We start from the raw sequence: 22,235 nt of genomic DNA on the forward strand, positions 1-22,235 counted from the left end.
CTATTCTATGACAAATGAAAAAAATATCCGTCTGCTTCAACAGCATGACGGATTTTTTTTAAAACATCGGGTTTTCCTCTAAATATAAATAAACATTTTTCACTAAGTCTTCTGGATCATTTCCAGTAACAGGCTCGCCATTAACTAAACAAAAAATAGATTCTGCACATAGCTCACAATTTGATGTACAAGAATACTCTACTAAATCAAGATTCGAATCTTTTTCCAGTATTTCAAATGCTTTATATGAATAAGTACCTAAATTACTAAGACAAAACTCGATGATTGGCTTCACTTAAAAAATCTCCTTTATGAAATGGAACTCAAATCGTTTATGCTTCCTTTTCAGCTTTAAATACGTATTGGCATGCATCCCCGCCTTTAACCATGCAATGTATTTGTTCAACATTACCTGTTTGTAAAACCTTTTTAAACAATGATACTTCACAGGAACATGCTTGATTATACTTACTTGCAACGTCATAAATTGGACAATTATGTTCAATAAATTCAAAGACACCGTTGCTTGTCTCTTTCCAATTCACCATATAGCCACTTTCATTTTGGATCTCTGCTAGCTCGGCTACTCTCCCGATAAAGGTTTTTGACTTTATACGTTGCTTATATTTCTCCTCAAGACGAGCTTCTCTATTTTGAAATAAGGCAGCCACTAATTCTTGTCCCTTCATCGCCTCAATATCTTCAAGAAACTCAACTGCTATGTTTGCATAGCTTTTTGGAAAAAGGTTTTCTCTTTTTTGTGATAAAGAAAATATTTGTACAGGGCGACCCATATTTTTCCGTACTATTGAAGTTTGAATATATCCTTCTCTTTCTAAATTGTTTAAGTGTCTTCTAATTGCCATACCTGTTATTCCAAGTTGAGAAGACATTTCTGTAACAGTAAGTCTTTTTTCCGTTTTTAAAAGATTCAAAAGCTGATCCCGCGTAGACATATGTTCCAACATTTTTTCACCTTCCTTCATCTTCATTTGCCTTTATATATACATCTTGCTTTTATACGTTATCACTTGCAACTTTAAAGTTTGATTCTTTGAGATTCTAATGTTCATTATAATGTCGTTATCTTCATTTTAACAACTTTTTATATAAAAATGTATAAAAGGTTGTTAAAATATTGGATCATTTATGACCAATTGATTGAGCAATTTTCTTGCGTCATCATGCTTTTTTTAGTTAAATGGAATTGTATCTTTTTAAACATTTATATATAAAATATATAATTATGGAGGAATGAAAAAGCATGGCAAAATTTACATTACCTGAATTACCGTATGACTTTCATGCACTTGCACCACACATTGATGAGGAAACAATGAAAATCCATCATGGCAAACACCATAACACATACGTTGCAAACCTTAACAATGCGTTAAAACCACATCCAGAATTAACTGAAAAAAGCCTAAATGACTTACTGTCAAATCTAGAGGCCGTACCTGAAAGTGCTCGTACAGCGGTTCGAAACAATGGCGGTGGACATGCAAACCATAGTTTATTTTGGACAATTCTTTCTCCTAACGGTGGAGGCGAACCAACTGGCGAATTAGCAGAAGCAATTAAAAAAAAGTTTGGAGGCTTTGCACAATTTAAAGAGGAATTTGCAAAAGCTGCAGCAACTCGCTTCGGATCAGGGTGGGCATGGCTCGTTGTAAATAATGGTGAGCTAGAAGTAACAAGTACACCAAACCAAGACACTCCGATTATGGAAGGAAAAACACCAATTCTTGGATTAGACGTTTGGGAGCATGCATATTACTTAAACTACCAAAACAGACGTCCTGATTACATAAACGCTTTCTGGAACGTTGTGAACTGGGAAGAAGTAGCGAAAAATTACAACGCTGCAAAATAAGAACACATTCACATTTCAAAGGGGAATCCAATAAGTCGATTTTCGGCTATTGGACTCCCCTTTTTATGTTCAATTTTATTTGTCCTTTTGGGACGACAAAGGCAATATATTCGAAAACAACCGCTGTCAGACTTCTTGAAAACGCTTATCAGTCCAAAGCGCTCGGCAGAACAGGGCACTCATGAAAGCTTATAACGAAGGACAAGCAAGAAGAATGCGAGCGTTTGGCAACAATCTGATGAAGAATCTCTAATCAATCTCCTTCGTTAAATTCTCCATCATTGGTTCATCCATTGGACCAACAATTTTCTTTATGATCATACCATTTTGATCAATAATATAGCTCGTAGGTATTGTAAAAGCTTGATATTGCATACCGATATCTCCTTCCTTATCTAAGAGGATATCAAAAGTGAGACTATATTTTTTTGAAAAATCCGCTACATTTGTTTCTCCTTTCTCCGACTTCGTCAAGTTGACAGCTACTATTTCAATCCCCTGATCCTTATTGTTTTCATAAAAGTTTTGCATATGGGGCATTTCTGCTATACAAGGCGGGCACCATGTCGCCCAAAAGTTTAAGATGACCTTTTTCCCTCTATAGTCAGATAATTTTACCTTTTCTCCATTTAATGTAGTTAATTCGAAGTTAGGAGCTTCTTTTCCTTCCTTTACTTCTGAAAGATCTACCCCTGGAATCTTTTCATTAGCTACCTCTTCTTCTTTCGGTGTAGAATTGTGAATGTCTTTAGCCTCCTCCTCTGATGTAGAAGGCTTCCATAAATTCATAAAGATAATAACGATCGCCAAAATGATAATGAATATAGATAAAAAGCGTTTATTCAACAAACGTTTCCCCCTTGTTAGCTCTTATAATAAAAATAGTCTAAGCTCATTTAGATTCATGTTAATGATTGTAACGACATAAAGGATCAAAATAAATTAATAATTAACAATTCACCAAATAGCAGCAAAAAATTTATATAATAGGTTGGACAGTAGAAAACCTTCTATTGGCTTTGTTATACAGGTCTGTTATCATTCTAATAATATGAAGTGATGAAGTCTAATAACATAACTTGATGAATAAAAAGGAAAAATTCAAAAAGGCAGTTATCTCTTAAGCCTTTTTGAATTTAGATTAATGATCATCTATTTTTTACAAATTCATAGTTACATTTTAGTAAACCACATCATTCCCCGGCTGCTTGATCCCACTTTTTTTCTTCTATAAACAAAATGCCGAGTTCATAATGATCGCCTTCATAAAGAGCGCGCTGGACGAAACGGACTTGACCGTTAACATCAAATACTTCAAGTTTGCAATAAGCTCCGTTGCGTTGCAGTGCTTCATAAAAGCCCTTTTCATCTTGTACAGCGATCCCATTTACTTTCGTAATTAGTTCTCCTGTCTTTAATGCCATTCTGTATGCAGGAGAGTCTGGAATAATATCTAAAATCATTAAGCCTTGATTTTGTCTTGAATAATAAAAAGGCAACGTTTCTTCTTTCAACCGCTGAAGCAGTGTAATAGTCGCCCGGCCAATAATAATCAAAGCAACAGTAATAATCGAAACAATTGGAACAAAGTAACCAACGATTGCTAATCCTGTCGCAATGAGACCTAGCCAAATAATCCTTAATCCATAAAAGCGAATTGATTCTTTAGGGAGCATTCCTTGTATTTTCTGAGAAAAACCAACTGCAAACGGTACTAAAAAAATAGAATATGTAGTGTCTCCTATTGAAAAGACAGGCCACCACGACATCGCCTGTAAGGGATCACCAGGGATTAGCAGAAACACCGGAACAACCCAAAGCCTTTTCGCTTCATGAATCCCAACTTGAAAACCACGCTTGCTCTTTACGAGTTTGGGAGACGTTTTTTTACTGCCTTTTTTTAATATGAGAATAGCTTCTCCAATAATGAGCAGAGCTAATAATAATGCTACAGAAGGATAAACTTTTTCATCGATAGCCGAAAAGGATGTTTGAAAGAAAGGAATTGTCAATCCTTCTTGATTCCCGATGAAGATGAGGGCAAAAAAGGCGAAACCTACAGTATACGCTGGAGAAAGCAAGCGTATATGAGTCGTTAAGCTAAACAACACTGTAAACAATCCGATTAAAATAATGGCAGCAAACGGTACTGGAATCCCTACAACTAACGTAACGATTGAAATAAATAAGCCTACTAAAATACCAATTGAAAACAAATAGCGCAATTCTAAATAAGCATCGTGAATGCGAGTGTTAAAATCCCGTCTTTCCCGTTTTACACGTCGAATTCCTAATAATCCTGCTAAAATAATGGAAAAATAGAACACGGGATGGAGAAAAATTTTACTTGTTCCTCTTAAAATTTCTATTAACCATGCTTCTATCAATCCTCGCCACCATCCTCTTCGAGTATATGGATATTTCTAAAAAAATTTAATTAAGTTAATGCAACACAAGGATGATTCTTTTTTATTTTATCAAAATTGACTGTTTATTAGTAGGGAAACTTATTTCTGTTAACATAATTTTGAAGTTTTTATTAGATTTTCTGTAATAAAAGTTTTTCTACTATTAAAATGAAGTTTTCGCTTCTATTTCGTTAGTATTCTTCCATATAAATGACAGGCACTTATCTCAAGTGCCTGTCAAATTCATTCACTGACTTAATACTTTCACAGCCGTGTTTAGTTGAATATCGTTTTTTCGTTTTTTTCGATTACGAACTTCTTCAAAAACAGTTTCTTCAAGCGCTCCTGCTGTTTTCTCGTCGATTGTTCCGCTCGTATTCAAACCTTTTTGCTTTTGGAACGCTCGAACAGCTGTCTCAGTTTGTTCACTAAAGTATCCGTCTACACGACCTGGCTCAAAACCTAAACCTTTTAAAATTTCCTGTGCATTCTTCACTTGCTCATTGTTCATATCCTTTTTTAACTCTTTTTCTACTTGAACTGGATGAACATGAAATATTTCAGGCTGAGAAACTTCGATTGTCGGCTCGATTCCCTTTTTATGAATCCAGTTCCCATCAGGTGTAAGCCATTTTAATAAAGTAAGTTTTATACTGCTTCCATCCCCCATTTGTACTTCCTGTTGGACAGTCCCTTTTCCAAATGTCTTTTCACCAATTAAATCGTAGCCCCCCGCTTCTTTTAAAGCACCTGCCATAATTTCGGAAGCTGAAGCACTTCCATTATCAATTAAAACAGCGACTGGATAACTTTTTGGTTTTTTTAAGCTGGAAAAGTAACGACTTTTTTCTCCATTACGTGTTTCTGTCTGAACGTATGGTTTACTATCAGTCACAAGTTCTTTTAATATTTCTTCCACACTGGAAAGTAGACCGCCGGGGTTTCCGCGCACATCTATTAAAAGTCCATCAATTTTCTTTTTCTCTAATGTCTTTAAATGCTTTTTAAAATCAGCTGCCGTATTTTTTGAAAAAGATGTTAATTCAATATAACCAATTTTTTTATCGTTTTCTTTCATAATATCTGAAAAAACAGTCTCATATGGAATTTCATCACGGACAACCTCTACTGTAATCGGTTCTATTAATCCATTACGTAAAATTTCAAGCTTGACTACCGTTCCTTTTTCTCCACGAATTTTTAAGGTAGCTTCATAAAGATCCAGTCCTTCTATTGATTCTCCATCAATTGATAATATTTGATCTTTCGGCTTTAATCCTGATTTTTCAGCTGGCGAATCTTTAAACGGTGAAACAATAATGACTTTGCCATCTACCATGCTTACTTCGGCCCCAATTCCTTCAAATGAAGAGTCAAGAGAATCATTAAACTGTTGCGATGTTTCTTTATCCATATAAACTGAGTACGGATCTTCGAGAGTTGATAACATCCCCTGAATTGCCCCTTCGACTAGCTGCTCCTTTTCTACCTTTTCAACAAACTCATTTAAAATCAAATCGTAAGCTTGTTCAACCTTTTTTAATTCATCTTCACTTGTGTCAGTTGTGCTGGATTTTTCGGTTCCATACTGAGCTGATTTTCGCTCTAACTCAGAATGATTTTCAACATCCTTTTTCAACCAACTCATACCGACATATGTACCGCCAGCACCTGTTAGCAGTGAACATGCCATTAAAAATGCAACCCATTTTCGCTTCATGCCTCGACCTCCACTTGTTGACCAATGTATGCTTCAAAATAATTCGACACTCCTGTGGATTAAACCTTTTTTGATAATGAAATTGATCAAAAAGATATGCAATCCCTCTGTTCATTCAATATATGTGCAATTTGGACAAGATATGAATGGTTGATTGTTACTTTTAAAAAATTAATGGAATTTAAACACAATCATACTTAACGAACCATATCGATAACCCCGATAAATAATACTTGCCTTTTTCATATTGTCTGCGCTTCCCATCGCCATAAATAATGGGATGAAGTGTTCATTTCGCGGAACTGCCCGTTTCGCATGCGGTGCTTCTTCTTCATAATTAAATAGAGACTTCGTATCCCATTTAAGGACTTGATCAATAACCCAACTATCAAACTCAAATGACCACTGATACGGCTCGGTTTCCCCCCAACCAATTTCACGAAGGTTATGCGTAATTCCTCCACTGCCAATAATTAAAACATTGTCTTCACGTAATTGCTGTAATGCATGACCAATCAAATATTGCTCTTTAGGTTGTAAATTTGGACTTACAGAAATATTAATGACTGGAATATCCGCTTCGGGATACATATGCTTTAAAATCACCCAAACACCGTGGTCAAGTCCGCGCGTTTTATTTCCTCGTACTTGAAGTCCATTTTCCCCAAACAAACCGATTATTTTTTCTGCTATTTGTTTATCTCCTCTTGCACGATAGTCAATTTGATATAATTCAGCTGGGAAACCCATAAAATCATAGATCGTCTCATAAATTTCATCCGTTACACTGACCGATAATATACTGCTTTCCCAATGTGCAGAAAAAACGACAATTGCCTTTGGCTTCGGATAAGATTTTCCGAGTTCCTGTAAACATTTCGTATACTCATTATTTTCAATCGCTAAAGTTGGCGCACCGTGACTTACAAATAAAGCTGGCATCAAGTTAATCACCCTATTTTAATCGTTTATTTCAATTATATTTCTTAACAATGATATTTCAAGCAATATAAATAGAAAGCTGGAGGATACATGATTGTATCCTCCAGCTTACGTTTATTATCTAATATATTAAAGCGGATCGACGGCATTAGATTTTGATCCATTCCATGGTCCTTCATGAATCTCAAAGTGTAAATGCTGTCCTCTAGAATCTCCTGTATTACCCATGTAACCGATAAACTGTCCTTTTGAAACCCGCTGATCATCCTGAACAAATCTACTATCGAGATGAGCATAAACGGTTGTGTAAACTTTTCCATTAATAGAGTGAGAAATAAACACAGCATGACCGTAACTATCCGAATAGTAAGAGCGAATCACAACTCCATCTGCAGCAGCAACGACTGGAACAGTACCACGCTTTGCAATATCAATTCCTCTATGGAAACCACCCCAACGAGGTCCATAATAAGATGATATATACCCACTAGCTGGTCTTGTAAAAATCCCGCTTGAAACCGGTGGTGCAGCTGAAACATTTTTGCCGCCTCCACCATTATTTCCGCCGCTGCTCTTTGGTTGAGCTTTAGCTGAAGCTTGGGCTTGTCCGTTCCCTTGTTCCTTTGCTTGAGCCTGAGCTTGTGCTCTTGCTGCTGCTTCAGCTTCTGCACGGCGCTTCGCTTCTTCCTCAAGACGCTTTTCTTCTAATTGAATCGCTTGTTGGATTGCTGCTTCTTGGGCAGCTAAAATCTCCTCTTCCTCTTTTAAAGAGAGCTTTTCTTGTTCCGTTTGCTGTTCTTGAACCTTCAGTTTCGCCATAAATGCATCTTTTTCAGCACGTTGTTTTTCTAAAGTTTTTTGCATTTCTTGAAGCTCGCTGCGCATAGTCTCTAATTGAGCAAGCTCATCTTCCATTTTCTTTTGTAATTCTTCTAATGTTTGTTGGTCTTCTTTATGCTGTGTTAAAATATCTTGATCTGCTTCCATAATCGTGTTAACTGCACCAACACGATCAATAAAATCACTAAAGCTTTTAGCGCCAAGCAGAACATCTAAATAGCTAACTGCCCCGCCGCCTTCTTGGAATGAACGAGCGCGATCTTTTAACAGTTCATTTCGTTTGTCAATTCGGGCAACTAGATCAGAAATGTCGCCTTTAAGCTTTTCAATTTCTTTAGTTTTGTCTTCGATTTGTTTATTTTTCTCTGCAATTTTTTCATTCGTTTCGTTAATTGATGTATCAATCCGTTGAATTTCTTGTTTAATCTTTTCTTGCTCAGCTTGCAGACGCTTTATTTCTAAATCTGCCTTATTAATATCTGCATTTACACCTGAACGATCTTGTTGAACTTTATTTCTCTTCGATTGCAAATCTTTCAATGACTCTGCAGAAGCTGTATCTCCTGCTATTAAACTACTAAAACCAACTGTTGCTGCGATTGTAAATGTTAGAACCGAACGTTTCAAAATTATTTCTCCTTCCTAATCTAAAGTTTTATATTATGTTCCTTTGCCTAAGACAAGAGCTGATCATTTTATATGTAAGGTAAAATGATGTGAAACATTTTAAAATCATTTTACGTCTATAGTTACAAGGATTTAATAGAGGGACGGAACCTTCCCCCCTCCGTTCCTTTTTATTAAATCTTTAAAAATTTTCTAACTGACATTAAACTACCCCAAATTCCAATTAACGCTCCCATTAAAACGAGAATGGCTGATACTTGATAAATAAATGGAGTAAATTCTAATACTTGAATAAAGTGACCTTCTAATTTTGGTTTAATGTAATCATATGAATAATAGTAAGCTGTAGCAACGGTCGCAATCGGTATGATTGAACCTAAAATACCTATCCATAATCCTTCTAAAAAGAAAGGCCAGCGGATAAAGGCATTTGTCGCACCTACTAATCTCATAATTTCAATTTCCTTTTGTCTTGCTAAAATCGTCAATTTAATTGTATTTGAAATTAAAAATGCGGCTGTAAACAACAAACCTATAATTAGCACAAGACCGACATTTCGGCTTAGTTCAACTACTTTGAATAGCTTTTCAACTTCTTCTTGACCATACTTTACTTTATTGACATATTCCAGCTCTTCAATTTTCTTGGAAACTTTCATTGTATCATTAGGATTTTTCGCCTTTACAACGAACACATCCATAAGTGGATTATCTTGTTCAAAGAGTTTGAACGCTTCCCCTTCTTCGCCAAAGCTTGTAATTAAATGGTCAAGTTCTTCTGATTTTGAAGAGTATTGAACCGATTTTACTTCAGAAATTTGTTCAATCTTTTTTTGTAAAGCTTGCTGGTCTTCCTCATTTGCAGCTAAATCAACGTGAACGCGGATCTCTACATCTTCCTCAATACTTTTGGCTACATTGTTAAGGTTCATCATGATACTGTAAAAGACCCCAACTAAAATGAGCGTTACGGTTACAGCGCTGACAGAAGCAAAGGTCATCCAGCCGTTCCGTCCTAAACTTTTAAAACTTTCCCTGAAATGACGTCTTACGGTTCTAATCTTCATAGCCATAGTCACCCCGCTCGTCATCTCGGACAATCTTGCCGCCTTCGATTGCAATAACACGATGTCTAATCGTATTAACAATTTCTTTATTACGCGTCGCCATTAGAATGGTTGTCCCATTTGCATTAATTTCTTCAAGGATGTTCATAATGCCCCAAGAAGTTTCAGGATCAAGGTTTCCAGTAGGTTCATCCGCAATCACTACTTTTGGTGAGTTGACGATTGATCTAGCAATTGAGATTCTCTGTTCTTCTCCTCCAGAGAGCTCAGTCGGAAGCATTTTAGCTTTGTGCTTTAAACCGACTAGTTCAAGAACATTCATGACACGATCCTCTATAACGTCTGGATGCTCCTCGATTACCTCGAGTGCAAAGGCAATATTTTCATATACTGTTAAAGTTGGCAACAGCTTAAAATCTTGGAAAACAACACCGATGTTTCTGCGTAATAACGGCACTTTGCTTGATTTTAATTTAGACAAATTAATATCGTTGACTATAATCGTTCCACTAGTTGCTTTCTCTTCTCTGTACATCATTTTAATAAAAGTAGATTTCCCTGCCCCGCTTGGACCTACGATATAAACAAACTCGCCTTTTTCAATCTTAATATTAATTCCGTTTATAGCAGTAACGCCGTTAGGGTATTTTTTATATACGTCTTGCATTTCAATCATTTTTATCATCACCTGAAGTCTATTATTAAAGCCCTAAATTCTATTAAATTGTAACTTTGAAATTGCGAGGCGCATGTTTCGCATTGAATTAAAAAAGGATGAAATACAAATATTCAACAAAATATTCGATTTACATCCATAAACTTTATATTCATTAATTCCAAAACCTATTATAACATCATATATTGTCAAAATAACGATAAATAATATTACATTTTCTTTTCAAATAAGTCGCTTATGATATATTCATGTATATAAAAGTAACTAAAAGGAATTAAATTGTTTTTATATGTGTTTATATAAATTTAATTAACGTTTACTTTTTATGATAAAATAGGTACTTTAAAGAGTAGAAAATACAAAAATTACATACATGTTAAAATGAAGCAGATTGTAATAAAGTTTTAGTATTTATCCTTCTAAAAAGATTACATTTTACTCAAATCTTCTATTATTACTTCAGTTCATTAAAAAACGCCCTATCTTTATTCGATAGAACGTTTCAGACTATTGATAAACGATTGTTTTATTCACTTCTACCAGTACTGTATGCCTCGAATAACAGTACGAGGAACATTTGCTTCATTTTTGACTTATATAAGTAAAAAACGTTCTATCCTAAGTGGAAGAACGTTTTTATTTTTTTATTTCTTTGCTGCTAACCAGTCAGCAACTTGAGAAGCTTCATCGCCTTTTAATAAGCCACCAGGCATTGAACCTCTTCCATCAGTAATAACTTTTTCAATTTCGTCTTTTGACAATCTAGCACCAACATCATTTAATGCTGGACCCACACCGCCTTCAAGATTACCTCCGTGACAGCTTAAGCATTTAGTTTCATAAAACTTTTCAGCGTCACCAGCTTCTGCAGTTTCCGTTGTTGTTCCTTCATTTTTACTTTCAGTCATTTTTTTGTTGTCTTCCTTGTCATTTCCACCACAAGCAACTAATACTAGAGACGTGCCCATTAATAATGCTAAAAGCTTTTTCTTCACAGTCAAATCCCCCTTGATTTTTTTACAAAGTATAACTACATTATACCAATATTATACCTTTTTGAAACCCTCTCCAAGAACCTCTGAAGCATCCATAACGATGACAAACGCATTCGGATCAATGGTTTTGACCAGTTGTTTCAATTTTGTGAACTCCGTCTGATCAACGACACACATAATAATCGGACGTTTAATATCGGTATAACCGCCGTATGCTGATAGTTTTGTCACACCACGGTCAATTTTATGCAAAATTTCTTCACGTACTTCATTTTGTTTTGCAGTAATTATGAATGTCATTTTCGAACGGCCTAAACCAACTTGAACGAGATCAATCGTTTTACTTGTTACGTAAAGAGCTATTAACGCATACAAACCCCGTTCTATATCAAACACAACTGCAGCTGTTATGACAATTAATCCATCAATTAAGGCTACACATGTGCCAAGAGTAAGACCTGTAAATTTATTAAAAATTTGTGCCGCAACATCTGTCCCGCCTGTCGAACCTTTACCACGGAAGACGATTCCAAGACCGAGACCAACGCCAATCCCACCAAATATCGCACCGAGAAGCGGATCATTCGTCCAAGCATCCATATTTTTTGTTAAAAAGACGATAAACGGTAAAAATAATGTACCGATCAATGTTTTAATACCAAACTGTTTCCCAAGAAAAAAGATCCCAGCGAAAAATAGTGGAATATTGAATGCCCATTGAACGTATGCTGGCTCCCAACTAAATATTGCTTCTAAAATAATGCTAATTCCACTGACGCCACCTGAGGCTACTTTGTTAGGTAGAAGAAAAGCATTGAATGCAATAGCAATGATAGCCGAGCCTGCAAAAACATTGAGATATTCCAAGATTATCTTCATTTTTGAGTTGTATCGTTGCTGACTTATTTTTCGCATTTTTTCTGTCTCCTTCAGGTCGACTTACCGTTGATGTACTATTTTACAATCATTTTTATCGTCGTGAGTATAACATGGAGACTATGCATTGTAAATGCCAGCGAGATAGTGTGTTAAAGCAATAATATATTAAAAATTATTTTAAAAAAATATTTCAATTACTAATTGACAAACACTCGATTCTTCTTGATCAGCTCACAAATAGCAATATTTTTCGTTTTCCTCTTTCTAGTTAGTAGGAGAAAATTACTTTGAACTATTAAGATTTATACAAACACCACTACTTTTTTATCGTAATGGTGTTTGTCATCATTAATTTAGTTTTGAGCGTAAATAAGCATCGATAAACGGATCGATTTCCCCATCGATAACGGACTGGATATTTCCAATTTCTACGTTCGTACGATGATCTTTTACAAGCGAGTATGGATGGAAAACATATGAACGAATTTGACTGCCCCAGCCTATTTCCTTTTGTTCTCCACGAATATTCGCAAGTTCTTTTTCTTGTTCTTCAATTTTTCGTTGGTATAGTTTTGCTTTTAACATGTTCATTGCTCTTTCGCGGTTTTTTATTTGCGAACGCTCTGACTGACATGTCACAACTACACCGGTAGGGACATGAGTAATTCGAACAGCCGAATCTGTTGTATTAACATGCTGGCCACCGGCTCCACTTGAACGGTACGTATCGATTTTTAAATCTTCATTTCGAAGGTCAATTTCTACTTCATCATTAAATTCAGGCATTACTTCACAAGAAACAAACGATGTATGGCGCCGTCCGGATGAATCAAAAGGAGAAATACGTACAAGACGATGAACCCCTTTTTCCGATTTTAAGTAGCCGTAAGCATTATGACCCTTTATTAATAAAGTAACGCTCTTTATTCCCGCTTCATCACCAGGAAGATAGTCTAGCGTTTCAACTTTATACCCTTTCTTTTCTCCCCAGCGTGTATACATGCGAAGAAGTATTGAACCCCAATCTTGTGACTCTGTACCACCTGCACCAGGATGAAGTTCAAGAATTGCATTATTTTTATCATACGGGTCGCTTAAAAGAAGCTGAAGTTCAAAATCATTTAAACGATTCGCAAGTTCTTTCAGCTCTGCTGCTAATTCTTCCTGCAAGTCTGCATCGTTCTCTTCTTTTACAAGCTCATATGTTAATTCTAGATTTTCATAAGTTTCATTTAAATCCGTGAATTCGTTAACAAGGTCTTTTAAACCTTTAACTTCATTGATGACTGCCTGAGCCTTCTGTTGTTCATCCCAAAAGGTCGGTTCAAGCATCATCTCATCTAGTTCTGCTATGCGTGCCTCTTTTACTTCTAAGTAAAAGAGACCCCCTAAAGTCGACTAATCGCTTAGCTGTCTTTTCGAGCTCATGTTTCATTTCTGCTAATTCCATCACTGTCACCTCAAACACTTTTTTATATTTTAATTAGGAAATAATCCAGAATAAATTCTATGCATTTTTCCCACAACAATTTTTATATTTTTTTCCACTTCCACATATACATGGATCATTTCGACCAATATTAATTTTTTTAACAACTGGCTTTTTCTTCACTTTTTTGCCTTCTTCTTTCGGGTTAACGGCATGACCTTTTGCTACTTCTTGACGTTGAAGATTGTCGCGAATTTCAGCTTTCATAATATATTTGGCGACATCATCTTCAATTGCAGCAACCATGCTTTCAAACATGTGATATCCTTCGCTTTGATACTCACGCAATGGATCTGTTTGACCATAAGCACGCAAATGAATTCCTTGGCGAAGCTGATCCATTGCATCGATGTGATCGATCCATTTTGTATCAACAGCACGAAGAACGACTACTTTTTCAAACTCGCGCATTTGATCAGGTTGAAGTAACTCTTCTTTTTCATCGTAGCGTTTTTTCACTTTTTCTAAAATAAGGTCGACTATTTCTTCTTCCTCTTTACCGCGTAGGTCGTTTACGGAAATGTCCCCTTCTGGAAGCAGGTTCGCATTTGTATAATCAACAATACCTTGCAAGTTCCATTCTTCTGAATCGTCACTTTCCGCTGTAAAATAAGATATGTTGCGTTTTAAGGAAGAAGCGATCATTCCCTCTGCAATTTCGCGAAGATTTTCAGATTCTAATACTTCAAACCGCTGCTTATAAATAATTTCCCTCTGTTGACGTAGAACATCATCATACTGTAGAAGCTGTTTACGTGCATCGAAGTTATTTCCTTCAACTCTTTTTTGCGCTGACTCAACAGCTCGAGAAACCATCTTACTTTGAATTGGCTGGGAATCATCCATCCCGAGACGTGTCATCATCGACTTCATATTATCTGATCCAAAACGACGCATTAGCTCGTCTTCCATTGATAAATAGAATTGTGTAATTCCAGGGTCTCCTTGACGTCCAGAACGTCCGCGAAGCTGATTATCGATCCGTCTGCTTTCATGGCGCTCTGTGCCGATAACCGCTAGTCCACCTAATTCTAAAACGCCTTCTCCAAGCTTAATATCTGTTCCGCGCCCTGCCATATTCGTTGCAATCGTAACGGCCCCTTTTTGACCTGCTTGAGTAATAATATCTGCTTCTTTATCATGTTGCTTCGCATTCAATACGTTATGACGAATTCCTTTTTTAGTAAGCATTTTTGAAATAAGTTCAGATGTTTCAATTGCAACCGTCCCAACAAGCACAGGTTGTCCTTTTTTATTACGTTCGGCAATATCCTTTACAACAGCTAAGAATTTCCCTTCCATTGAAGCATAAATTAAATCTGGACGATCATCACGAACAATCGGTTTGTTTGTTGGTATCACGACGACGTTCATATTATATATATTTCTAAATTCTTCTTCTTCCGTTTTTGCAGTTCCTGTCATCCCAGCTAGTTTTTCATACATTCTAAAGTAGTTTTGGAAAGTAATAGTTGCTAATGTCATGCTCTCATTTTGAATTTCTAAGCCTTCTTTTGCTTCAATTGCCTGATGCAGACCATCACTATAGCGCCGTCCTTTCATTAATCGTCCAGTAAATTGATCGACAATGACAATTTCACCGTCTTGAACGACATAGTCGATATCTAAATGCATACTGACATGTGCTTTTAACGCTTGATTTATATGATGGTTTATTGTGACATGAGAGATATCAAATAAATTTTCAATTCCGAATGCTCTTTCCGCTTTCGTCATTCCATCTTCTGTTAGCTGTACCCCTTTTTTTTTTTCATCATACGTATAATCGACGTCCTTTTGTAAAGTACGAACGAATGCATTAGCTTGTATATATAGCTGTGTTGACTTTTGTGCTGTTCCCGAGATAATTAACGGGGTGCGCGCTTCATCAATTAAAATAGAGTCAACTTCATCGATGACGGCAAAATGAAGTGGGCGCTGAACCATTTGCTCTTTATATAAAACCATATTATCCCGAAGGTAATCGAAACCAAATTCGTTATTTGTTCCATATGTGATATCGGCATTGTATGCCGCTTGCTTTTCTTCTTTTGTCATGCCGTTTAAATTTAAACCGACTGATAAACCAAGAAACTCATATAGCTGCCCCATCTCTGTAGCATCACGGTTTGCCAAATACTCATTCACAGTAATGACGTGGACACCTTTACCCGAAAGAGCATTCAAATAGACAGGCATTGTTGCCGTTAAAGTTTTCCCTTCACCCGTTTTCATCTCAGCTATATTCCCTTCATGAAGGGTAGCTCCCCCCATCAGCTGAACAGGGTAAGGATACAATCCGAGAACACGGCGTGAACCTTCGCGAACAACCGCAAACGACTCAACTAGTAAATCATCAAGAGATTCACCTTTTTGGTAGCGAGCTTTAAACTCCGCCGTTTTCCCACGGAGTTGTTCATCTGTTAACTTCTCCATCTCAGGAGCAAGCAACTCGATTTGATCTGCTAGCTTTTGTAGTCGCTTTAATTCGCGTTTATTTGAATCAAATACTTTATTTAAAATTCCAAGCATGTATAAACGCTCCTTTTGTAAAATATTACAATATTTGTAAACTCAATAAAAAATGATCTACAGGAAACGAAATAGGAGAGCTTTAATCCTTCTGCATAATTCAAGTTAATTCCTTAATAATCTTAACATTATCACAGGATCGTTACAACTTAAGCTAATAGGAGACAAAAAATTTTTTAAGAAAATTTCAACTTATTAAATCGTACTAAAAAAGCTGGTACAGAATGAGACTTCTGTGCCAGCTTTTTTTACTTAAATTAATGAGCTTCGATTAGACCGTAACGACCATCTTTCCGTCTATAAACAACGTTCGTGCGATTTGTTTCTGCATTTGTAAATACATAGAAGCTATGTCCAAGCAGGTTCATTTGTAAAATAGCTTCCTCGCTATCCATCGGCTTTAAATCAAAGCGTTTAGTACGGACTACTTCAAGATCATTTTCTTCTTCCATTTCAGGAAGATTCGTATCATTAAACGTCACAAACATTTCTTTTGTGCTTCCTTTTTCTCGAAGCTTGCGATTAACCTTTGTCTTATGCTTGCGAATTTGACGTTCTAATTTATCAGTAATAAGATCGACAGCCGCATACATATCTTCGTGTACCTCTTCAGCTCTAAGTACCAGATGCGGCATCGGAATAGTTACTTCCACTTTTGCAGTTTTATCATTATAAACTTTTAAATTAACGTGAACGTTTGCGTTTGGTGCCTCTGTAAAATAACGTTCCAACTTGGCAATCTTCTTTTCAACGTGATCTCTAATTGCTGGAGTTACCTCAATGTTTTCACCACGAATGTTATAATTCATAAGTGAACTCCTCCTTATTAGTTACTATGTATATATACTTCTATTTTACCCGATAAAACTCCTGCTATAACAGACCGTAACTTTTGTCAAATTGGTGAAAAAATTTACGTAAGTTTTACAAATGAAATGAAGTATCATTTTTATTTTACATGATAAACACATTAATTAACAGAGTAAAAAAAACAGTTACTAGTTACTAGTCCCGATACTCATTTTTGATAGGATTAAACTAAAGCTAAAACAAGGGTGCTATGTAGATGTTTCATGTTGTCTTTATAGGTGTTAAACTAATGGAAATTGAAGCTTTAAATAAAATGCTAAATAGAATTACTTAAAGAAAAAGATGTAACTAAGAGTTTATCCCTCTAATGAAAAATAATAAAATTTTACTTTTTGATAATAGTTGATACTTGTTAAAATTAAAAATCTTATTACGAGCTCATTTTTCATTTTTGTTAAGCCGGGAATAAAAATAATTATTCATAATCCTTATCCTCTTGCAACTGTTAACGAGGATACACTTTTAGCCCCTGCTTCTTTTAGCATTTTAGCTGCATGTCTCAGCGTTGATCCAGTTGTGTAAATATCATCAACTAAGACAATCCGTTTTTCTTTTATTTGAGGTTCTGTCACACGAAAAACTTGTTCAAGATGAATTCGTTCCATTCGAGACTTTTTCGACTTTTTTTCTGTATGAATGCGTGTAAGAGCATTCACTGATTTTAATCCTGCCTCTTGAATAAGAGCCTCTGCCTGATTAAATCCCCGCTCGTAAAGACGCTCCTCACTAAGAGGAATCGGTACAAGTATATCGTAAGAAATATCATTTAAAGTTTCGATTATTTTCTGACAGAATACTTTACTGATAATGTAATCGCCACGAAATTTAAAACGCATCAGTACTTCTTTTAAAAAATCATTGTACACAAATAAGGAATGATTTCGTTCTATAAGCCCACTCCACTTTGCATCTGTTTCCCAGCGAACACAATCATAACAGAGATCCCCATGCCGAAACTGATCATCGATCATATTAAAAAGCCGGTTACATATGCCGCATGTTTCTCCGCTTATTTCCTCTAGTTGCTCTTGACATGTACGACAAATTACATTTGTTTTGTGTAAGGTAAACAGCGATCTCCAGCCAATAGGCTCAGTCAAACTGCAACTGCATAACAAACAAAGAGAAGACATTTAGCTTCACTCTCCTTTTTTAAAAAATTATTTATCTATTAAACCTCGTTGAATCCCTCCTCGATTCATTTCAATGATTTTCTTTCGAGCATTTACCATCGCTTCTGTTTTTCCAAAGTGGAAAAACACGATGTCTCCCTCTGGAAAATCGGCGCTTCTTCCTACCCTGCCTGCAATTTGAATCAATGCACTTTCTGTAAAAATCGGGTCTTCTGCTCCAAGAATGGCGACATCAAGATTTGGAAACGTTACCCCTCGCTCTAAAATTGTTGTCGTTAAAAGCATTGATACATCCCCGTTCCTCATCAGTTGAACTTTTTCCTTTCGCTCTGGATCTTCTGCATGAACGGCTTCGACCTTTATTTGAAACTTGTGAAGCAATAAACGTACAGCTTCCATTACATTAATTGTTGGGCAAAATAATAGTGTTGGCTTGTTTAACTTCAGACGCGTTTTTATCCAATTGAGTATATTTTGTGGGAGTTTATTTTTTGTTAATTGTTTTTGCCAATTACCGCACCAAGCAAAATAAGGAATAGGAAGTGAATGGCGATGATATCTAGCTGGAATCGTAATGAACTTTTTTTTTTTAAGCCGGCATTCTCGTTGCCACTTTTGATTCGGAGTAGCTGATAAGTAAATAAGTGAGGAGTTTTTTTTCCGTGCTTGATGGACAGCCCGTTGCAAAGTCTCATCTACCGAGTATGGGAATGCATCAACCTCGTCTAAAATGACAGCATCAAAAGCTTGATAAAAACGAAGAAGTTGATGTGTTGTTGAAATCGTTATCGGTGCATTTTGATGAAAATCACTGCTTCCACTATATAATGAAGCAATTGTCACTGTTGGAAAAGCTGCTTGGAGGCGGGGGGTTAATTCGATGACAACGTCAGTTCGCGGGGTTGCAATACAAACACGTTTTCCTGCTATAAGAGCTGACTCAATACCAGAAAACAAAACCTCTGTTTTTCCGGCACCGCACACAGCCCAGACGAGTAATTCCTCATTAAGTTGAATTGAACGAACAACACATTCTGAAGCAGTTCGTTGTCCTTCTGATAAAGTTCCGGACCAACATAAAGGTGATTTAGCGAAATCACGTGTTGGGGTGGGACCGATCCAGCTAATGAGCGGTGTACATGAACTAACCCTTCCCATCATTACACATTCACGACAATATGTGCATCGCCCACGGCAACGGATACAATAGAATGAGGCAAATTTTTGTTGATGTTGATTTCTACATCTTCCACAAATAAACTTTTTATCTTTTACATAAACTCCATGTCGATAGATTAAATAGCCTTGTTCATAATGATGATGAATTGTTTTAAGGGAAAATGGTATTTCAGCTAAAGTTAATTGTTTTCCAGCTATAAAAGACTGCATTTTTTTATTGAAGGGAAAAGTTTGATTAAGTGGTTGAATGGGAAGGTGCTTAAAATGAAAAAGTGGAAAAAGTGAGGATAACTTATTTTCATACCGTTTATGTGTAGACAGCAGTGGTTCAGGAATCAGTTTATTGTCTAACAATGTGAAACGCAAATATATCTTCCTCCCTACATCATATGATTTCCAGATTTTGAATTGCCATTCCTAAACAGGAATGGCAACACAGTAAAAATATAAAAATTACTTTTTTACCCAAGCCATTCCCATGGCGCCTTCACCAAGATGTGTACCTATAACTGCACCGAAATAACTGATAGAAAATTCTACATTTGGATACTTGGTTTCTAGCTCTGCCTTCCACTCATTTGCCTCTGCTTCACGGTTCGCATGGATAATCACAGCTTTATAAGACAATCCATTTTTAATATCTTCTTCCAAAAGATCGACAATCCGTTTCATCGCTCGCTTGCGAGTGCGAATTTTTTCAAATGGAACGATCATCTTATCGACGAAATGTAGAAGAGGCTTTACTTGAAGCAGACTTCCAATGATCACTTGAGCGCTTGAGAGACGTCCGCCCCTTTGAAGGTGTGATAAATCATCAACCATAAAATATGCCCGCAGCGACTGTTTCATCTCAGCAAAACGAGCTAATATCTCATCTGATCCTTTTCCATCTTGCGCCATCTCAGCCCCTTCAATGGCATAAAATCCTTGTGCCATGCAACTAATTTCCGAATCAAAAGGATGCACTTTAATCTCTTTCACCATCTCACCAGCTGAAACCGCGCCTTGGTATGTACCGCTAATTTTACTTGAAAGATGAACACTTATAACTGCATCATATTCTTTAGATAATTCGCTAAAAAGCTCAACAAATTGTCCAACAGCTGGCTGTGACGTAGTTGGGAGCTTATCCTCCCTTTTAACCATATCATAGAAATCTGCTGCACTCATTTCTATTTCTTCTTGATATGTCTCGTTTCAAAAAATAACACTTAAAGGAATCATATGAATATTTAATTTATCTCGCAATTCCTTTGGTATGTATGCTGTACTGTCCGTAACAACTGCCGTTTTCATTTAGGATACCTTCCTTATTTTATTTTCTTATATTATAGATATTCCTATTTTATATGATATTGTCAAAAGATTCATTTATCATAATACAATTTTCTTATCTATTAATCTAATTATTATGTTATCATAAAGCGATTTAGAATTATCGTGCCAATAACTCCATTAATAGGAAAGTTCAGAAGATGTCATCATGACTGTAACTCGAAATGAAATATAGGCATACAAAGAATATTAGCTCGAATAACACAGAGTCAATGTTATTCGAGCTTTTATAATGGCTATTTAGGCAGTCACTTCTTATTCCAGTGCTGCTCCATTGATTCATTAATATAAACCCAGCCTTTCCAGCCTAAGTGCATTACATCTTTTAACAAATAATTTTCATACTCTTTTTCAGTTAAATCAAGAACTGGAAATCCTGATGATTCCACTTGCTTTTTAACCTTACTGTAATATTCCGCTCGGTGCTCCTTTGAATATCCTCCATAATCATACCAAGATCCATTCATTGGTACAGAGACAAAAATGGCATCTACCCTTTTTTCTTTCAAAAGATCAAGTACGAGTTGAAGATCTTCATACTCTACTGAAGCGGAATAAGATACCTCAGCTAAATAGTTTTTTAACTCATCATGTTTCTCGTTAATATACTTATTATAGTAGTCATCTTGAAGCGAGTAAGAATTATTTGTAACTTGCGTCTCCCCTATTTGTTCAGCATAATTAAGCAACTCTTTATATGATTTGTCTTTAATATTCTTTTCGTCTATAACAGAAAACTCTTTTGATTTGCTTATAATCGTTTGATAGAAATCTTTTTTTTCTAAAATGTTTTTATAGATAAAAGCTGCCGGTAACATAGCTGCACCTTTTATTTTTGAAAATAGATCGCTGTTAGTTTGGGCTTCATACAAATATCGAAGCTTACGGTCCTTTCTAATTTCATTGAACTCTAACAATCGTTTCATTGCTTCTTTTTTTATATTTTTATCCATCTTAAAGTTAAAAGCCAGCTTGTATGCATGAAGCGGAGAATAGTTGCTTGCAAATGAATCTTGATCAATTCCTCCAGGCACAAACCATTGCGGTGAAAGAATAAAGACTATTTTTTTATTTTCTAACTGTTCATCTAGTGAACTCAAATTCAAAAAGTGTACTAATGATTGTACGCCGCCTTTTCCGTAAATGAATGGTGCGAAATTTTTTTCATTAACGATAAAATGGTTAGTGGGATGGAATTGGCTCATACTCGACAATTCAGAAGAACCATAAATAGGAAAAAAATTGTCTGTTTCTATAGCTTTTTGTTGGATCATCACACCTTTAAACATTTCTGGATTTTGTTCTGATGCATGATGATAAAGTGTTTCTTCATCTATAAATGGCATGAGCCACTTGACCGGAAAAAATAATACCCCTATAAAAATAAAAATAGATAAAAGAAAGGGGAAACGCTTTACAGCTTTCATCTTAATTCATCCAACTTTTTAATAATTAAATGTGGCGTATTCCATTCATCTCTATCAAAATCTGAGATTGGAATAGTTATTCCTAACTGTTCTTCAAACTCCAATAAAAGGTTGACTACCCCAAATGAGTCTAAAATCCCTTCTTCGAACAATTCAATTTGAGGATCTTCCTTTACAATATCGTCTTGACAAACCTCTGCGATAATATTTAATACTTGATCTTTAAATTCCATTTTCAAC

The 22,235-nt window shown here is 35.9% G+C and carries 19 protein-coding genes and 1 pseudogene; 1 reads left to right on the forward strand and 19 read right to left on the reverse strand.

All coding sequences use genetic code 11. From position 1 onward, the window contains the following. Positions 1–58: 58 nt before the first annotated feature. Complete coding sequence (locus K6959_RS14670; protein WP_163242196.1) at positions 59–295, reverse strand: DUF1450 domain-containing protein; 237 nt, start codon at positions 293–295, stop codon at positions 59–61. Between the two features lie 37 nt (positions 296–332). Continuing rightward, the gene (locus K6959_RS14675; protein ID WP_223086859.1) at positions 333–968 is read right to left on the reverse strand and encodes a helix-turn-helix transcriptional regulator; all 636 of its coding nucleotides are present in this window, start codon (positions 966–968) and stop codon (positions 333–335) included. 296 nt (positions 969–1,264) lie between these two features. Between K6959_RS14675 and K6959_RS14680 the strand changes: the two genes are divergently transcribed. Continuing rightward, complete coding sequence (locus tag K6959_RS14680) at positions 1,265–1,876, forward strand: superoxide dismutase (RefSeq protein WP_223086861.1); 612 nt, start codon at positions 1,265–1,267, stop codon at positions 1,874–1,876. 249 nt (positions 1,877–2,125) lie between these two features. Here K6959_RS14680 and K6959_RS14685 read toward each other — a convergent pair whose 3' ends face one another. The 17 genes and pseudogenes from K6959_RS14685 to dltC all read right to left on the reverse strand — a co-directional run bounded on the left by K6959_RS14685 (position 2,126) and on the right by dltC (position 22,228). Beyond that, positions 2,126–2,722, reverse strand: coding sequence for a peroxiredoxin family protein (locus K6959_RS14685; RefSeq protein ID WP_246234719.1), 597 nt, complete (start codon positions 2,720–2,722; stop codon positions 2,126–2,128). Positions 2,723–3,069: 347 nt separating this feature from the next. Next, positions 3,070–4,263: a PDZ domain-containing protein gene (locus tag K6959_RS14690; RefSeq protein ID WP_223086862.1), complete on the reverse strand. Its 1,194-nt coding sequence runs from the start codon at positions 4,261–4,263 to the stop codon at positions 3,070–3,072. A 268-nt stretch (positions 4,264–4,531) separates the two neighbouring features. Continuing rightward, the gene (locus tag K6959_RS14695) at positions 4,532–6,004 is read right to left on the reverse strand and encodes a S41 family peptidase (RefSeq protein ID WP_223086864.1); all 1,473 of its coding nucleotides are present in this window, start codon (positions 6,002–6,004) and stop codon (positions 4,532–4,534) included. Positions 6,005–6,175: 171 nt separating this feature from the next. Continuing rightward, positions 6,176–6,946, reverse strand: coding sequence for a DODA-type extradiol aromatic ring-opening family dioxygenase (locus K6959_RS14700; protein ID WP_309484838.1), 771 nt, complete (start codon positions 6,944–6,946; stop codon positions 6,176–6,178). A 129-nt stretch (positions 6,947–7,075) separates the two neighbouring features. Next, a complete protein-coding gene (locus K6959_RS14705; RefSeq protein ID WP_223086866.1) occupies positions 7,076–8,413 on the reverse strand; it encodes a murein hydrolase activator EnvC family protein in 1,338 nt (445 codons plus the stop codon). Between the two features lie 173 nt (positions 8,414–8,586). Continuing rightward, positions 8,587–9,480 (reverse strand): permease-like cell division protein FtsX, encoded by an 894-nt coding sequence (ftsX, locus tag K6959_RS14710; protein ID WP_163242189.1) that lies wholly within the window; start codon positions 9,478–9,480, stop codon positions 8,587–8,589. Next, entirely contained in the window at positions 9,470–10,156 is a 687-nt protein-coding gene (gene ftsE / locus K6959_RS14715; protein ID WP_223086868.1) for a cell division ATP-binding protein FtsE, read from the reverse strand. Before ftsE ends, ftsX begins: the two co-directional genes overlap by 11 nt. Positions 10,157–10,800: 644 nt before the next feature. Then, on the reverse strand, positions 10,801–11,151 hold the full coding sequence (gene cccB, locus K6959_RS14720) for a cytochrome c551 (protein WP_223086869.1): 351 nt from the start codon (positions 11,149–11,151) through the stop codon (positions 10,801–10,803). 51 nt (positions 11,152–11,202) lie between these two features. Continuing rightward, complete coding sequence (locus K6959_RS14725) at positions 11,203–12,066, reverse strand: YitT family protein (RefSeq protein ID WP_163242186.1); 864 nt, start codon at positions 12,064–12,066, stop codon at positions 11,203–11,205. Positions 12,067–12,378: 312 nt separating this feature from the next. Continuing rightward, positions 12,379–13,480 (reverse strand): peptide chain release factor 2 gene (gene prfB, locus K6959_RS14730; RefSeq protein ID WP_223086871.1). Its coding sequence is split into 2 segments (ribosomal slippage): positions 12,379–13,407 and positions 13,409–13,480, totalling 1,101 coding nucleotides; the frame shifts between segments, so codons are not numbered across the junction. A 57-nt stretch (positions 13,481–13,537) separates the two neighbouring features. After that, positions 13,538–16,051 (reverse strand): preprotein translocase subunit SecA, encoded by a 2,514-nt coding sequence (gene secA / locus K6959_RS14735; protein WP_223086873.1) that lies wholly within the window; start codon positions 16,049–16,051, stop codon positions 13,538–13,540. A gap of 257 nt (positions 16,052–16,308) precedes the next feature. Next, on the reverse strand, positions 16,309–16,860 hold the full coding sequence (gene hpf / locus K6959_RS14740; RefSeq protein ID WP_163242183.1) for a ribosome hibernation-promoting factor, HPF/YfiA family: 552 nt from the start codon (positions 16,858–16,860) through the stop codon (positions 16,309–16,311). Between the two features lie 489 nt (positions 16,861–17,349). Further along, entirely contained in the window at positions 17,350–18,054 is a 705-nt protein-coding gene (locus K6959_RS14745) for a ComF family protein (protein WP_223086874.1), read from the reverse strand. Between the two features lie 27 nt (positions 18,055–18,081). Further along, on the reverse strand, positions 18,082–19,599 hold the full coding sequence (locus K6959_RS14750; RefSeq protein WP_316252501.1) for an ATP-dependent helicase ComFA: 1,518 nt from the start codon (positions 19,597–19,599) through the stop codon (positions 18,082–18,084). A gap of 87 nt (positions 19,600–19,686) precedes the next feature. Continuing rightward, positions 19,687–20,529, reverse strand: a pseudogene (locus K6959_RS14755) (DegV family protein). Between the two features lie 287 nt (positions 20,530–20,816). Then, positions 20,817–21,995 (reverse strand): D-alanyl-lipoteichoic acid biosynthesis protein DltD, encoded by a 1,179-nt coding sequence (gene dltD / locus K6959_RS14760; RefSeq protein ID WP_163242179.1) that lies wholly within the window; start codon positions 21,993–21,995, stop codon positions 20,817–20,819. Further along, complete coding sequence (gene dltC / locus K6959_RS14765; protein ID WP_163242178.1) at positions 21,992–22,228, reverse strand: D-alanine--poly(phosphoribitol) ligase subunit DltC; 237 nt, start codon at positions 22,226–22,228, stop codon at positions 21,992–21,994. The genes dltD and dltC overlap by 4 nt, the downstream gene beginning before the upstream one ends. Between the last annotated feature and the right edge of the window lie 7 nt (positions 22,229–22,235).

The sequence above is a fragment of the Bacillus aquiflavi genome (assembly GCF_019915265.1).
Lineage (GTDB): Bacteria > Bacillota > Bacilli > Bacillales > Cytobacillaceae > Bacillus_BT > Bacillus_BT aquiflavi.

Coding starts and splice junctions, on each gene's coding strand:
- K6959_RS14675 (WP_223086859.1), bottom strand. CDS start 968: ATGTTGGAACATATGTCTACGCGGGATCAGCTTTTGAATCTTTTAAAA.
- secA (WP_223086873.1), bottom strand. CDS start 16,051: ATGCTTGGAATTTTAAATAAAGTATTTGATTCAAATAAACGCGAATTA.
- ftsE (WP_223086868.1), bottom strand. CDS start 10,156: ATGATTGAAATGCAAGACGTATATAAAAAATACCCTAACGGCGTTACT.
- K6959_RS14725 (WP_163242186.1), bottom strand. CDS start 12,066: ATGCGAAAAATAAGTCAGCAACGATACAACTCAAAAATGAAGATAATC.
- dltD (WP_163242179.1), bottom strand. CDS start 21,995: ATGAAAGCTGTAAAGCGTTTCCCCTTTCTTTTATCTATTTTTATTTTT.
- dltC (WP_163242178.1), bottom strand. CDS start 22,228: ATGGAATTTAAAGATCAAGTATTAAATATTATCGCAGAGGTTTGTCAA.
- K6959_RS14680 (WP_223086861.1), top strand. CDS start 1,265: ATGGCAAAATTTACATTACCTGAATTACCGTATGACTTTCATGCACTT.
- K6959_RS14695 (WP_223086864.1), bottom strand. CDS start 6,004: ATGAAGCGAAAATGGGTTGCATTTTTAATGGCATGTTCACTGCTAACA.
- ftsX (WP_163242189.1), bottom strand. CDS start 9,480: ATGAAGATTAGAACCGTAAGACGTCATTTCAGGGAAAGTTTTAAAAGT.
- K6959_RS14745 (WP_223086874.1), bottom strand. CDS start 18,054: ATGTCTTCTCTTTGTTTGTTATGCAGTTGCAGTTTGACTGAGCCTATT.
- hpf (WP_163242183.1), bottom strand. CDS start 16,860: ATGAATTATAACATTCGTGGTGAAAACATTGAGGTAACTCCAGCAATT.
- K6959_RS14700 (WP_309484838.1), bottom strand. CDS start 6,946: ATGCCAGCTTTATTTGTAAGTCACGGTGCGCCAACTTTAGCGATTGAA.